Raw genomic sequence first — 14,151 nt, 5'->3', positions numbered from 1 at the left:
GCTTTCCGTCTTCGGATTCGACTCTCGCGATCCAGCTTCGGATTCGTCGTCCGGCTCAGCGTGGCCCGCCCGCGGCGTCGGGAGCGAACGGAATCGAGTCGTCCGCCTCCGAGACGGCGAAGAGGTACCGTTCGGTCGCTCGCTCGGACCCGTCGACGGCCGGACCGCGCTGGGTGTAGACGATCCGGTCGACGTCGACGCCCGCCGGCAGGTCGGCGGCCACGACGACGGCCCGAAGCGTCCGTCCCGGTTCGAGCGTCGCCTTTCGCGGCCACCAGTGGCCGGGAAACTGTCCGGCCTGCTCCCGCAGGATCGACGAGCCTTGATACATGAATCCGTCGGTCCCGACGAACGTCGTTTCCGTCCAGGCCGCCCACGAGAGCGCGTCGTCGGAATTGTTCGTCGCCTCGAAGAACGCGACCGGCCGCTCGACGTCCGGGGCGACGGCCGGACTCGAAACGATCGTGGAGAGTTCGAGCGACTGTCGCATCGAGACCAGCGAGAGCGAGAGGTACTCGCCGTCGACCGACAATCGGGTCCGCACCGGATCGGCGTCGTCCCGCACGAACGTCGGATCCGCGGACGTCGCCGGGAACGACGAACGCAGCGCCGAGCGGCGAGTCGGCGGAGGCGACTCGCCGGTGATCTCCTCGTAGGCCCGCTTGATCCGGAGAAACCGCTCGCGAGACCCGCCGTGATCGGGGTGGTGCTCTTTGAGCAGCCGTCGATACTGACGGCGGACCTCCTCGATCGAGGCGTCCGGGGAGATGCCCAGCGTTTCGTAGTCGCGATCCACACTGGTACTCTGCTGATTCGCGAAAAAGAGTCTTTCTGCCCGCTTGTGGACAAAGTTCCGACACGTCGTGGGTCGCGGCCGGGACGATACGCGCAGCGGCCCCATTACGACCGAAACGTGTCAGTTTCCGGCCAGTAGCGTCCGGGCCCTCGAACGGAGTTCACACCCCGTCTGCGGAACGGAATCGTTTCGGCCGCTGGACGACGGCCACGCGAACCCCGGTGCGATCGACGTCGGTCAGCACGGAGCGGAAGGGTCGGCCATCGGACGCGCCGGTAACGGTGGATCGTCGGCCCCAAAACGAAGCGTGGTTCCGATGTCGAGACGGAAGCGTCCGCCGAGTCCGGATCAAGGGTCGGAAGAGACGAATTGGATCAGTCGAGAGAGAGATTCGCACGACGAGTGGTGGGCGGGAAGAGGGGAACACTGCGGTCCGAAAACTAACTCGAGAGAGCCCTCAGTTCTCCGACTGCAGGTCCTGGAACGCACCGACGAAGTCGTCGTGGGAGGTCATGCCCGCGACGGTTTCGTCGACCTGCGCCCGAAGTTCCTCGACGCGGTCGACGAGATCGAGATACTCATCGTTGTTCTCGAGCTCGCGCTCTGCCTTCTCCGATTCGAGCAACGCTTTCTTCGAGACGAGCGAGTAGTACTCCTGGATGTCGGACTCGTAGTCGGAGCGATCCGTCACCGAATCGATCATCTCCAGGAGTTCGTCCTTCGAGACCGGCTTGACGAGGTAGTCGTCGAAGCCCATCTCGATGATGTCGAAGTCGGGATCGAGCGCCGTCACCATCACCACGCGGCAGTCGTAGCCAGTCTCCCGAATCTCCTCGAGTACCTCGTCGCCCGAGAGCCCGGGCATCCGTCGATCGAGGAGGACGACCTCGACGGCGTCGGTCATTTTTTCGAGTGCCGTTTCCCCGTCGTAGGCCGTCTCGACCGCCCGTTCGGTCTGTATCCACGCCGCAAAGAGATCCGCGAGACGGGCCTCGTCGTCGACCACGAGCACCGAGTACTCCTCGTCGCTCATGCGTAGACCACTCCCATACCATCACCATCCATTCGGGCCACGACAACAAAATAGCAATACTGGGTGATAAATCTCGCGACCAGTTGTCAATCTCCATATGCGTATCCCTCGCGTCGACTACACACCGCTCGTGTTCGGGAGTGGTTCGGCGACGAATGGACGTCGACGGCGCGAACACTACTCGTGAACGGAGCGCAAATACGGGCGAAGACGGGCGAGAGCAACCGTTCATCGCGGGAAGTAGTCATCGCACCGATCCACAGCGGACAGCCATATCGTATCACGTTGACTACCCAACTGGGGTATCGAGCCGGACCGGCCCCCGTTCGGCGGATCGTCGGGCCGTTACTGCCCCTCGAACTCCGGCTCGCGATCGGACTGGAATGCCGACAGGCCCTCCCAGAGGTCGTCGGTGGTAAACAGGTGCCCGAACGAGCTCGACTCCACTTCGAGTCCGGCGTCGATGTCGGTTCGCCCGGCGAGCATCGCGCGTTTGGTGAACGTCTGGGCGATCGGCGGGCCGGCAGCCAGGTCCCGCGCCAGTTCCCGGGCTCGCTCCTCGAACTCGTCGGTCGGGACGACCTCGTTCACGAAGCCGTAGTCGGCCATCGTTTCGGGTTCGTAGTCGTTCCGCGCGGAGAAGATGATCTCCTTCGCCCGACCCTCGCCGACGATGCGGGGCAGCCGCTGGGTCCCGCCCCAGCCGGGCAACAGCCCGAGGTTGTGCTCCGGCTGGCCGAACTGGGAGCGCTCGCTGGCGATCCGCATGTCCGCGCAGGTGGCCAGTTCCATCCCGCCGCCGAGACAGTAGCCGTCGATCGCCGCCACGACCGGCATCGGGATCTCCTCGAAGCGACCGAAGACCCGCTGGCCGAGCCGGGATAGGTCCGCGGCCTCGATGCCGCTGCCCGCCGATGCCGTCGAGGCGTCGAACCCGGCCGAGAACGCCCGATCGCCGTCGCCGGTGAGCAGGATCGCGCGCACGGCGTCGTCTTCGACCAGCCGATCGATCGCGACGTCGATCTCCTCGATCATGTCCGTCGTGATCGTGTTCATCCGGTGGGCGCGATCGATCGCGATGTGACCGACGGTGTCGTCGATCTCGACCGCGATCGCGTCGAAGTCGTACCCGCCGTCCTCGCCGGCGTCGTCCTCGCCGAAAAAGCTGCCGGCCTCGGCGAAGTCGGCGAACGCCCCCGAGGGTTCGTGCCGCGCAGCGCCGCTCTCCTCGTACGCTCCCTCGAGCGCGTCGTACAGCGCCTTGAGACTGCGGTCGTCGGCCATCCGGGCCGGCCCGTCGGGGAACCCGGCGCCGAGTTGCATCGCGCGGTCGATTGCGTCGGGGCCCGCGACGTCGCCGTCGACCAGCTGGGCGACCTCGTCGGCCATCACGGCCAGCAGGCGATCCGCGATCCACTCGGCGCCGGCGTCGACCGGGATCTCGACGCCCTCGCCGTCCTCGTAGTCGTAGACGCCCTTCCCGGTCTTCTTGCCGAGTTCGCCGGCCTCGACCTTCTCCTCGGTCATCGGACACGGCCTGTAGGCGTCGCCGAGCGTCTCGTGCATGTACTCCTGGACGTGGAGTCCGACGTCGAGTCCGACCTGGTCGGTGAGTTCGAACAGTCCCATCGGGAGACCCATGTCGTAGCTCGCGGTCGAGTCGACCTCGGCGACGGTCGCCTCGTCCTCGTAGACCATCCACGCCGCCTCGTTCATCAGGGGGACCAGCACCCGGTTGACGATGAACCCGGGCGAGTCCTTGTGGACGCGAACGGGCGATTTCCCGATGTCATCGGCGAGGTCGGCGATCGTCTCGAGGGTCTCGTCCGAGGAGTGAGCGCCGGAGATGACCTCGACGAGTTGCATCCGCACGGGCGGGTTGAAAAAGTGCATCCCGCAGAACTGCTCGGGTCGCTCGGTGACCTCCGACAGTTCCGTGATCGAGAGACTGGACGTATTCGTCGCGAAGATGGCACGTTCGGGGGCGTGCGCTTCGACCTCCTGGTAGACGTCCTTCTTGATGTCCATCTTCTCCGGGACGGCCTCTATCACGACGTCCGCATCTCCCACGGCCTCGGCCACGTCGACCAGCGGCGTGATCCGTTCGAGCGCCGCGTCGGCCTCGTCCTCGGAGACCTGCTCCTGTTCGACGAGCTTGCCGAGCGACCACTCGATCTGGTCGTAGCCGTCCTGGACGACCTCCTCGTTGATATCGCGCATCCGGACGTCGTAGCCCGCAAGGGCGACGACCTCCGCGATGCCGTGGCCCATGTTGCCCGCACCGAGAACTGCGACGGTGTTGATGTCGTCGAGATCCATGCCCGACAATCCGACGTGATCCCGTTTCAACGTTTCCCTCGCCGGTCGAAGAAACCCGTATTTAGTTTACTACGGGTTACGAAGCGCTTTAGGGCTGTGGCTGGTTGTCACGGACATGGACTTCGAACTCACCGACGAACAGCAGCAACTCCGGGAGGAGGTGCGACGGTTCGCGGAGAACGAGATCGCGCCCGTCGCCACGGAGTACGACGTCGAGGAGAAGTACCCCCACGAGATCGTCGAGAAAGCCGCCGACATGGGCCTGCTCGGGCCCCACATCCCCGTCGAGTACGGCGGCGCCGGCTACGGCTCCCTCGAGGTGGCCATGATCGTCGAGGAGCTCTTCGCCGTCGACCCGGGGATCGGCCTCTCGCTGATTTCCACCTCCTTCGGCTGCGAAGCCATCATCGCGTTCGGCTCCGACGAGCAGAAGGAACGCTTCCTCGAACCCGTCGCCGCCGGCGAGGCCATCACCGGCGCCGCCATCTCCGAACCCGACACCGGTTCGGACGTCTCCTCCGTCTCCACGCGCGCTGAGAAGGACGGCGACGAGTGGGTCCTGAACGGCAACAAGATGTGGATCACGAACGGCTCCGTCGGCGACTACTTCGTCGTCCTCGCCGAGACCAACCCCGACGCCGAGGGCCGGTACAACGGCTTCTCCCAGATCGTCGTCGAATCCGATCGCGACGGCTTCAGCGCCGAGAAGATCACGGGCAAGCTGGGCATCCGCGCCTCCGACACCGCCGAGCTCATCCTCGACGACGTGCGCGTGCCCGAGGAGAACCTCATCGGCACCCGCGACGCCGCGTTCCTCCAGCAGATGCAGTTCTTCGACGAGACCCGCACCGCCGTCGCCGCCCAGGGCGTCGGCATCGCGAAGGGCGCCCTCGAAGCCGCCACCGAGTACGCCAAGGACCGAGAACAGTTCGGCCGCCCGATCTCCGACTTCCAGGCCATCCAGCACAAAATCGCCGACATGGCCACCGAGACCGAGGCCGCCCGCAACCTCACCTACAAGGCCGCCTGGAAGGTCGACCAGGGCGAGGACATCACGAAACTGGCCTCCATGGCCAAGGAGTTCGCCTCCCGCGTCGCCGTCGACGCCGCCGACGAGGCCGTCCAGATCCACGGCGGCGCCGGCTTCGTCAACGACTTCCCCGTCGAACGCTTCTACCGCGACGCCAAGATCACCCAGATCTACGAGGGGACCACCGAGATCCAGAAGAACATCATCGCGCGCGAGCACCTCGGCAAGGGCGCGTTCTAAATAACGAACTTTTTACGCCGAACTTTTTCGCTGTCGTTCGAGAGAGCTTCGCTCTCTCGTGATGACGAAAGGCGCGAAGCGCCTTTCGAACCACGCTCTGGCGAGCTGACGCCAGCTTCGCTGGCGCACAGCTCGCCGACGCTCGGAAAAACTTCGATGAAAAAGCACTCCTCCCTCCCCGACAGCCGCGCCAAGCGCGGCTTTTGGATCGGTCGTCGGCCCGCTCGCAGCCGAGGGCTGCTCGCGGTACAACGTACTTGTTGTAAGCCAGCCCTTCCCCGGGTCGCGCGCCCTCACTACCGTTCGGGCACGCTCCCGGCCACCATACTCGATCACGAGTCGCTATCCGAATCCGTGTCGGTATCACCGTCGTCGCTATCCGAATCGCTATCGGCGTCGGTCTGTCCCGGGCGACCAGCCCGTTCCGGTCAACCGATCCCGGTGCCACCACGTTCGGTCGATCGCGAGTCGGTTGAACGGGGTGGCTCGGACGATCGCCCTTTTGGTTCGTCCGCCGGCTCGAACCGCGCGGACCAGTCCGTCGAGAAGAGGACGATCGGCGGGATGACGTACGCCGCGATGGCGAGGATCGCGAACAGCGGATCGACGAAGACGAGAATCCTGAAGATGGCAAGCAGCGCCGCCGAGAGGGCGTGGACCGGCGAGTCCACGTAGCCCCGATAGAAGGACCAGACGTTGCGAGCGGTTCGGCGAATGGCGAGCGCGTTCACGGGGTCTCCTACGACGAGCGGACGGAAAACACCCATCCGATTCGGGTCAAGTTGTGTGTGCCACCCCGCTCGAACGGCCAGTCGAGTCCGCTTCGGTCAGTCGTCACCCGGGACGCCGCCGGGCGCACCCGAGTGGTCGCCGACCCAGGAGCCGCGCTCGAAGTCGACCGCGCCGTTCCACTTCGCGACGAGGGTGGTCACCGCGAGGTCGCCGCTGATGTTCGTCATCGTGCGCAGCCGATCGAGGATCGGGTCGACGCCGGCGACGAAGGCGACGACGGAAAGCGGGAGGCCGAGCTGGGTGAGGACAAGCGTGAGCATGATGAGTCCGGCACCGGGGACGCCCGCGGCGCCGATGCTCGCGAGGACGGCGATGGCGACGACGGTTACCTGCTCGCCGATCGTCAGCGAGGCGCCTGCCAGGTTGGCCGCGAAGATCGCGGCGACGCCCTGATAGAGGGCCGTGCCGTCCATGTTGATCGTCGCCCCCAGCGGGAGCGAGAAGCCGTACACGCTCTCGTCGATGTGGAAGTTGTCGTCGGCGTTCGCCATCGTGACGGGGAGCGTGCCGCTGCTCGATCGGATACTGAGCGCCGTGACGAGCGCTTCTTTCGCGCCGGCGAGGAAGCCGGCGGGCGACTGGCCGACCAGGACGAGGATGATCGCCCCGAGATGAACGACGAGAATGTGGAGGGCGACGGCCAGCAGCAAGGTGGCGATGAGCACCGCGAACGTGGTGACCGCGTCGACGCCCGCCGCCGCGAAGACGGCGGCCATGAGGGCGAAGACGCCGATCACGCCGTACTCCATGACGCCCCAGACGATCTTGAACATCGCCTCCGCGCCCGCCTCGGCGATGTCGAAGATCGTCTCGACGCCCGCGGCGACTCGCTCGCTGTCGGTCGTCTCCGCCACCATCGCCAGCGCGAGGCCGAAGACGATCACGAAGAAGATCGTCGGAAGGATCTCGGTGTTCGCCATCGCCCCGATCGGGTTCTCAGGGACGATCCCCAGGAACACCTCTTCGAGCGGCGGTGGCGATTGCGTCTCGGGGTCCCCATCCTCGAGAGTCAGGCGAGTGCCCGGCGCGATCAGGTTCGCGACGGCGAGGCCGAAAAAGACCGCCGCGGCGGAGGTGAGGAGGTAGAGACCGACGACCTCGCCGCCGATCTTGCCCAGTTTCGACGGGGTGAGTCCCCGAATCCCCATCAGGAGGGTGAAGATCACGATCGGCACCACGATCATGCTCAGCAACCGGACGAACAGGTCGCCGAGCGGTTGCAGGGCCGTCGCCGGGTCGCCGACGATCAGGCCGACGATGGATCCGAGAGCGAACGATGCCCCGATCCGATAGACGATCGGGATCGACCGGTAGCGATTCCACGCACCGAGAACGCTGTTACTCGTTGACATGCCGCCACGCCCGGATCCACCCCGACCGCCAAAAAAGGTCTTCACAAGCGCCTCACTCGGTGAGAACGCGTCGGCCATCGGACGCTCGTCGCGCCGGTCACCGGCTGCTGTGGGCCAGTTCGGTCGGTATCGCGCTTCGGAACGGACGGTGGCCCCGCGGATCGGCCACGATCGAGAGATTCTTGGATGCCCCAGCCGTACCGCGTTCGAACCGATGCTCACGGACGAAGCGGAAGACGTCCTCCGGCGGGACCCGGTGATGGCGCGGCTCCTCGACGAACACGATCCCTACACCGAGCGGCGGTGGGACGAGTTCGAACGCCTCTGCGTCTCGATCATCAACCAGCAGCTCTCGACGGCGAGCGCGAACGCGATCAGGGAGCGGGTCTACTCGGTGCTGGACGACGGGATCACGACCGAGGCCGTCCTGGCCGCCGACGAGACCGCGCTCAGAGAGGCCGGACTCTCTCGAACGAAGGTCGAGTACATGCAGAACGCGGCCCGGGCGTTCGAGGAACGGGATCTCACGCGGGAGGGGCTGCGAGACCACACCAACGAGGAGGTCGTCGACGAACTGACCAAAATCAGGGGAATCGGCGAGTGGACGGCCGACATGTACCTCCTGTTCGTCCTCGAACGGTCGGACGTGCTTCCGCTGGGCGACCTCGCGATCAGAAACGGGATCCAGCAGCTCTACGGGAACGGCGAGGAGCTGACGCGCGCCGAGATGCGCGAGGTGGCGTCGGCGTGGCGGCCGTACCGATCGGTCGGAACGCGCTACGTCTGGGCCGAGTACGAGGCGGACGACTGAGCGGCGGCCCTCGGTTCGACGGTGGTCGAACGGCACGAGCCGTCCGGCGGCGCGCCCGCGGCCGTCGCCGACCGGGGACTCATAGCTGCGGCACCGAACACCCGTTCGCCGGCGCGGTTCCTACTCCACGTGCCGGCGGTTGTCGTATCCCCGCTGGAACGACCCGCCGGACTGTGCGATCGAGAGCGCGCGCATGATGTCCGTCCGCGAGAGGAGGCCGACGAGTTCGTCGTCGGTCATCACCGGCACGCGACCGACGTCGTTCGACTGCATCAGCTGGAGGACGTCCATCACGTCGGCGCCGGGCGCCACGCTCGGGACGTCGCGCGTCATCACGTCGCCGACCTGGTAGGCGTCCCGCTCGACGTCTTTGACGGACCGGGTGTCCTCGAGGCGGACCATCCCGACGTACTCGCCGTTTCGCAGGACCGGGTAGCCGACGTGCCGGTCCAGGAGCATCCGGTCCAGGAGCTCCGCGACCGTCGTCTCCTCGTCGACGGTCTTCAGGTCGGACGCCGGCGTCATGACGTCGCGGACGGTGATCCCCTCGAACGCCGCCTTGAGGGTCGTCCGCTGGGCCTCGCCAGAGGCGCCCATGTAGATGAAAAACGCGATGGCGATCAGTATCAGGTCGAACGCGAAGAGGCCGACGAATCCGAGGAGCACGGCGAAGGCCTTCCCGACCGACGCGGCGATCCGGGTCGCCCGGACGTGCGGGCGGTTCCGAGCGAGCAGCGCCCGAAGGACCCGTCCACCGTCCATCGGAAACCCGGGGAGCATGTTGAAGCCCGCGAGCGCGACGTTCATCAGGGCGAGATAGCCCACGACGAACCGGATCGCCGGTTCGCCCGGCGGAATTGCCTGAAACGCCACCCACGAGACGACGCCGAGCGCGACGCTGACCACGGGCCCGGCGATCGCGACCGCGAACTCCTGGCGCCAGTCCTCCGGCATCTCCGTGAACTGGGCGACGCCGCCGAGCAGCCACAATTTGATGGAGTCGATCTGGAAGCCGTAGTGCATCGCCACGAGCGAGTGGCCCAGTTCGTGGAGCAGGACGCCGACGAACAGCCCGATCGCGGCGCTCGTTCCGAGGATCCACGGCGTGAGCCCCTCGGTCAGCGCCCCCTCCGAGACGGCCACGTCGGGCAGAATCCCGAGGATGTCGACCCAGAACTCCACCTGCGTGCCGATGATCCAGGCGAACAGCGGCAGGACGAGCAGGAACGTCAGGTCGAGTTCGATCGGAATGCCGAAGATTCGCCCGATCCGATAGCTAGGCATACGCCTCCGTACGGGCGCGGGACAGGTAAACGAATGGCTCCGAGCAAGATGGGGCGTCGGGATCGCCGGCGTCGATCCGGTCACCGGGTGCGTTCGGACCGAAACCGATCGAGGGCGACGGGGGTCCGGTGGTCGGATCCGCCAGCTCAGTGCGCGACGGCCCGGCCGGCGTCGATCGCGTCCCGTTCGTTCGCGACGTAGGCGGCGAGGTCGAGCATCTGTTTCGAAAAGCCGTACTCGTTGTCGTACCAGACGAGGATCTTGAGCATGTCGCCGGCGACGACCATCAGCGAGTTCAGGTCGACGAACGACGGGATCGGCAGGCCGACGACGTCGCGGGAGACGATCTCGTCGTCGGTGTAGCCGAGGACGCCGGCGAGGCGGCCGTCGGCGGCCTGTCTGATCACGTCGGCGACGTCCGCCTCGGTCACGTCGGTTTCGAGGGTGAGCGTGAGATCGGAGATCGAGCCGTCAGGGACCGGAACGCGCATCGCGCGACCGTCGAATTTCCCGCGCAGGTTGGGCAGGATTTCGGTGGTCGCGACGGCGGCACCGGTCGTCGTCGGGACGATATTCTCCGCGGCCGCCCGACCGCGCCGGCGCTTCTTCTTCGGCCCGTCGATCAGGCCCTGGCTCCCCGTGTAGGCGTGGACCGTCATGAGGAACCCCGATTCGATGCCGAACGCCTCGTCGAGGACCATCATCACCGGCGCGACGGAGTTCGTCGTACACGAGGCGTTCGAGACGACGGCGTCGCCGTCGTAGGCCCGGTGGTTGACGCCGTAGACGAACATCGGCACCGGCTCGTCACCCTTCGGCGGGGCCGAGATGAGAACCTGGTCCGCACCCCCGTCCAGATGCTGGGCGGCTTCCGCACGCGTGCGAAACAGGCCGGTGGCTTCGAGCGCCAGCGACACGTCGAGGTCGTCCCACGGGAGCGTCGTCGGATCGGGTTCCGAGAGGAGCCGGATCCGCTGGTCCCCGATCACGAGCCGATCCCCGTTCCGGGCGACGTTCTCCGTGCGACCGTGGACGGAATCGTACCGGAACAGGTACTCCATATCGTCGTCGTCCATCACGTCGTTGACCGCGACGACCCGGAGATCGTCGCGAGTCAGCGACGCGCGTAGCAGACTGCGGCCGATCCGGCCGAAGCCGTTGATTCCGAGTCGAAGCGGTTCGCCCGAGCCGCCGCGATCGACTGTCGTTCCCATAGTCGGCGGCACGCGACGAGCGCGTAAATTGGTGTTGGAAGATTGGTAATAAATGCTGAGAGACAGCAACGGTGCACCGTCAGTCGCGCGCATCCGTTCGGTTCGTCGAACGGAGTGCGACGAGGTTCCTGCGGCGCCGACTGCGACCGCGCTCGCGCCCACCGCACCGACCGGCAGCGGACGATGCCATCGGTCGGTCGCGAGCGATCGACGCCGACGGTCGCTCACTCACGAGCGGCGGCCAACGATCGATTACCATCCTGAAACGGTACGTCGCCGTCATCCGCCGACTCGCAATTTATTACCGCGTTCGTGGTCGGAGGACGACATGTCCCGGTCCGAGGCGGGGCGATCGATCGATCACGAGGAATTCGAACCCGTGGGGACGCTCGCCCTGGTCGCGCTCTACTTCGCGGTGTTGAGTATCATGTGGCTGTTCACGTACTTCGTCGAGTTTCTGGGAAACGGACCGACGGTCGTCGGCCTGCTCGAACCGACCGCCGCGGCCGCAATCGGCGGCGTCCACGGGCGGGCGAGCCGCGGCGGAGGTGACCGATCCCGACGGCGTGGAAACGAAGGCGACGGCCCGACGCGCCCCGACTGTCCACGATTCCCCGGAGGTGACGGGCAGCCGTGAGAATCCACACCTACGAGCGACTCTGGCTGGTCGCCTCGCTGGTGCTGATCGTCGGGTTCATCGCGACCGTCACCTACGGCGCGGTCGGGATCGGCATCGAGATGATCGGCGACGAGCCGGGGACGATCGACCCGGACGCGATCGGCGACGACGACCGCTTCGGGGACCCGCGCGTCGAGCAGGTCGGACCGAGCGAGTACGAGGTCTACGTCGTCGCGTACACGTTCATCTTCCAGCCCGCCGAGATCGAGGTGCCCGCCGACAGCGAGGTCACGTTCTACCTGACGAGCGCCGACGTCATCCACGGCTTCGAGGTGGCGGGAACGAACGTCAACTCGATGGTGATTCCGGGCCAGATCGCCCAGCTGACGGTCGAGTTCGACGAGCCCGGCACCTACGGCGTCGTCTGTAACGAGTACTGCGGCCCCGGCCACCACACCATGGAAGGCTCGCTCACCGTGGTGCCGGCCGAGCGTTACGATCAGACGAGCGTCGCCGTCACCGCCCCGAATGCCGTCGAGGCGAGTTCGACGGTCGACCTCACGGCGACGGTGTCGAACGGGCTCCTCGAGGCTCGCGAGACGACCGTGACGGTCGATATCGCCGGCGAAACGGTCGAACGAGACGTGACCATCCCCGGCGATGGCAGCGAGAACGTGACAGTGGAGGTCGACAGCGGGGACCTCGGCGCCGGCGAACACGACTGGTCGGTATCCGTCGACGGACTGACCGAGTCGGGGACGATCACGGTCGACGAGCGAGCGGCGGCGACCGCGAATGCCGTCGACGAGCGGGCGGAGTCGGCGACGAACCCCGTCGAGAGCGAGGGAGCCCCAGGGCTCGTCCCCGAATCGAGTACGACCGGATCGAGCGGCGTCGAGCCCGGAGGTGACCGATCGTGACCGCTCACTTCGTCGATCGGTTTCCGTCGCAGGCGCGGCTCGTTCGCGCGGCGTTTCTCGCGTCGTTCGTCGCGTTCGGGATCGGTGCGGTCTTCGGGTTGATCCAGGCGTTCCACCGGACCGGCACCTATCGGTTCCTCGAGTCGGCGGACTACTACACGGTCCTGACCGGCCACGGCGTGTTCCTGGTCATCTCCTTCGTCGTCTTCTTCCTCGTCGGGCTCTTCCACTGGGCGGTCACCGACAGCCTGGACCGGGAGCCGGTCGATACGCGCCTGAGCTGGGCGTGGTACGGCCTGATGGTCGTCGGCTCGATCCTCGTCGCGATCACGATCCTCGGCGGATTCCTCCCCGAACCGCCGTCGGTCCTCGGCGCCCCGCTGAGCGCAGACGTCCTCTTTACGTTCTACGCACCGCTGCTGGCCAACCCGCTCTTTTACCTCGGCCTGGCCATCTTCTTCGCCGGAACGTGGCTCGCCGGCCTCGATTGGTTTCTGACGTGGCGAGCCTGGAAGCGCGAGCACGCCGATCGGCGCATTCCGCTCCCCACCTTCATGGTCCTGACGACGATGCTCATGTGGTACCTGGGTTCGGTCGGCGTCATCGTCTCGATCCTATTCTTCCTGCTGCCGTGGTCGCTCGGCGTCGTCGAAACGATCAACCCGTTGCTGACGCGGACGCTCTTCTGGTACTTCGGCCACATGGTCGTCTACTTCTGGGTGCTGCCGGCGTACCTGCTCTGGTACAACGTCCTCCCGAAACTCTCGGGCGGGCGGCTGTTCAGCGATCCGCTCGCGCGAGTCGTCTTCATCCTGTTCGTCCTGCTGTCCACCCCGGTCGGCATCCACCACCAGTACCTGGACCCCGGCATCGCGGAGGGCTTCAAGTTCGTCGCGATGACCAACACGATGTTCCTCCTGTTGCCGAGTCTGCTGACCGCCTTCACCGTCGTCGCGAGCATGGAACACGGCGCCCGCCAGCGCGGCGGGACGGGCCTGCTCGGCTGGATCCGCGACCTGCCGTGGTCCGACGCGGCGTTCACCGGGATGGCCCTCTCCGGCGCCGTCTTCGCCTTCGGCGGCTTCACCGGCATCGTCAACGCGGGGATGAACGTCAACTACCTGGTGCACAACACGCTGTGGATTCCGGGGCACATCCACACGCAGGTCGGGACCGCGACGGCGCTCAGCCTCATGGCCGGCTCCTACTGGTTGGTCCCCCAGCTCACGGGCAATCGACTCGTCGGCCGACAGCTCGCGCTCGGACAGGTAGTGCTGTGGTTCCTCGGCATCGTCTTCATGACCAACGCCATGTACCGCGGCGGGCTGTTCGGCATCCCTCGCCGGACGGCCGAACCCCAGTACGGCTTCGAGTACGACGTCGGCATCGGTTCGGTCGCCGAACTCGACGCGCAGATCGCGCTCGGGGGCACACTTCTGTTCATCTCCGGAGCGCTCTTCCTCGCGCTGATGGCGCTAACGGCGTTCAACGCGGACAGCGAACCGCTCGTCGACGGGGAGATTCCGCCCCCGCTTTCGGGCCCCGGCGATTCGCCGGCGATCCTGGACAACCTGGGGCTCTGGGCGGGAATCGCGATCGTCCTCCTGGTGCTGGCGTACGCGCTGCCGCTTGCTAGCATCGTCCGGAGCGGCGGGCTCTTCGATACCGGTATCGACCCGTATCCGGTCGTCGTCGCCGCTCGCGAGGCCCCCATATCGTCGATCACAGCGCCCCCGTGACG

12 protein-coding genes are annotated in these 14,151 nt (G+C 66.4%); 5 read left to right on the top strand and 7 right to left on the bottom strand.

The genetic code is table 11. The annotated features are described in order from the left end of the window. Positions 1–55 precede the first annotated feature (55 nt). From MXA07_RS09030 to MXA07_RS09020, 3 genes are all read right to left on the bottom strand, one after another. On the bottom strand, positions 56–796 hold the full coding sequence (locus tag MXA07_RS09030; RefSeq protein ID WP_247728277.1) for a J domain-containing protein: 741 nt from the start codon (positions 794–796) through the stop codon (positions 56–58). A 457-nt stretch (positions 797–1,253) separates the two neighbouring features. Then, entirely contained in the window at positions 1,254–1,829 is a 576-nt protein-coding gene (locus tag MXA07_RS09025) for a HalX domain-containing protein (protein WP_247728276.1), read from the bottom strand. A 345-nt stretch (positions 1,830–2,174) separates the two neighbouring features. Continuing rightward, positions 2,175–4,148 (bottom strand): 3-hydroxyacyl-CoA dehydrogenase/enoyl-CoA hydratase family protein, encoded by a 1,974-nt coding sequence (locus MXA07_RS09020; RefSeq protein ID WP_247728275.1) that lies wholly within the window; start codon positions 4,146–4,148, stop codon positions 2,175–2,177. A gap of 115 nt (positions 4,149–4,263) precedes the next feature. Here MXA07_RS09020 and MXA07_RS09015 point away from each other — a divergent pair, with 115 nt between their 5' ends. Next, positions 4,264–5,418, top strand: coding sequence for an acyl-CoA dehydrogenase family protein (locus MXA07_RS09015; protein WP_247728274.1), 1,155 nt, complete (start codon positions 4,264–4,266; stop codon positions 5,416–5,418). Between the two features lie 428 nt (positions 5,419–5,846). Here MXA07_RS09015 and MXA07_RS09010 read toward each other — a convergent pair whose 3' ends face one another. Then, the gene (locus MXA07_RS09010) at positions 5,847–6,149 is read right to left on the bottom strand and encodes a hypothetical protein (protein WP_247728273.1); all 303 of its coding nucleotides are present in this window, start codon (positions 6,147–6,149) and stop codon (positions 5,847–5,849) included. Positions 6,150–6,245: 96 nt separating this feature from the next. Next, positions 6,246–7,562, bottom strand: a complete 1,317-nt coding sequence (locus MXA07_RS09005; protein WP_247728272.1) for a dicarboxylate/amino acid:cation symporter — start codon at positions 7,560–7,562, stop codon at positions 6,246–6,248. A gap of 214 nt (positions 7,563–7,776) precedes the next feature. On the opposite strand from MXA07_RS09005, the gene MXA07_RS09000 reads away from it, so the two are divergent. Then, complete coding sequence (locus tag MXA07_RS09000; RefSeq protein ID WP_247728271.1) at positions 7,777–8,373, top strand: DNA-3-methyladenine glycosylase family protein; 597 nt, start codon at positions 7,777–7,779, stop codon at positions 8,371–8,373. 120 nt (positions 8,374–8,493) lie between these two features. On the opposite strand, the gene MXA07_RS08995 is transcribed toward MXA07_RS09000, so the two are convergent. Then, entirely contained in the window at positions 8,494–9,657 is a 1,164-nt protein-coding gene (locus MXA07_RS08995; RefSeq protein WP_247728270.1) for a CBS domain-containing protein, read from the bottom strand. 146 nt (positions 9,658–9,803) lie between these two features. Beyond that, complete coding sequence (gene gap / locus MXA07_RS08990) at positions 9,804–10,871, bottom strand: type I glyceraldehyde-3-phosphate dehydrogenase (protein ID WP_247728269.1); 1,068 nt, start codon at positions 10,869–10,871, stop codon at positions 9,804–9,806. 328 nt (positions 10,872–11,199) lie between these two features. Between gap and MXA07_RS18290 the strand changes: the two genes are divergently transcribed. The 3 genes from MXA07_RS18290 to MXA07_RS08975 are packed head-to-tail and all read left to right on the top strand — an operon-like array spanning position 11,200 to position 14,149. After that, on the top strand, positions 11,200–11,508 hold the full coding sequence (locus MXA07_RS18290) for a hypothetical protein (RefSeq protein WP_425492148.1): 309 nt from the start codon (positions 11,200–11,202) through the stop codon (positions 11,506–11,508). Next, a complete protein-coding gene (locus tag MXA07_RS08980) occupies positions 11,505–12,410 on the top strand; it encodes a cytochrome c oxidase subunit II (RefSeq protein ID WP_247728268.1) in 906 nt (301 codons plus the stop codon). The genes MXA07_RS18290 and MXA07_RS08980 overlap by 4 nt, the downstream gene beginning before the upstream one ends. Next, positions 12,407–14,149 carry a b(o/a)3-type cytochrome-c oxidase subunit 1 gene (locus tag MXA07_RS08975; RefSeq protein ID WP_247728267.1) on the top strand — a complete coding sequence of 581 codons (1,743 nt, stop codon included), beginning with the start codon at positions 12,407–12,409 and terminating at the stop codon, positions 14,147–14,149. Before MXA07_RS08980 ends, MXA07_RS08975 begins: the two co-directional genes overlap by 4 nt. Positions 14,150–14,151 lie beyond the last annotated feature (2 nt).

This window comes from Halovivax limisalsi, assembly GCF_023093535.1.
Taxonomy (GTDB): Archaea; Halobacteriota; Halobacteria; order Halobacteriales; family Natrialbaceae; genus Halovivax; species Halovivax limisalsi.
The sequence above is the reverse complement of the archived record's forward strand: the minus strand, read 5'-3'. Positions and strand labels throughout refer to the sequence as shown.

Excerpts from the sequence above, each read along its gene's own strand:
- gap (WP_247728269.1), bottom strand. The coding sequence starts at position 10,871 with ATGGGAACGACAGTCGATCGCGGCGGCTCGGGCGAACCGCTTCGACTC.
- MXA07_RS09000 (WP_247728271.1), top strand. The coding sequence starts at position 7,777 with ATGCTCACGGACGAAGCGGAAGACGTCCTCCGGCGGGACCCGGTGATG.
- MXA07_RS09020 (WP_247728275.1), bottom strand. The coding sequence starts at position 4,148 with ATGGATCTCGACGACATCAACACCGTCGCAGTTCTCGGTGCGGGCAAC.
- MXA07_RS18290 (WP_425492148.1), top strand. The coding sequence starts at position 11,200 with ATGTCCCGGTCCGAGGCGGGGCGATCGATCGATCACGAGGAATTCGAA.
- MXA07_RS09025 (WP_247728276.1), bottom strand. The coding sequence starts at position 1,829 with ATGAGCGACGAGGAGTACTCGGTGCTCGTGGTCGACGACGAGGCCCGT.
- MXA07_RS09005 (WP_247728272.1), bottom strand. The coding sequence starts at position 7,562 with ATGTCAACGAGTAACAGCGTTCTCGGTGCGTGGAATCGCTACCGGTCG.
- MXA07_RS08995 (WP_247728270.1), bottom strand. The coding sequence starts at position 9,657 with ATGCCTAGCTATCGGATCGGGCGAATCTTCGGCATTCCGATCGAACTC.
- MXA07_RS09015 (WP_247728274.1), top strand. The coding sequence starts at position 4,264 with ATGGACTTCGAACTCACCGACGAACAGCAGCAACTCCGGGAGGAGGTG.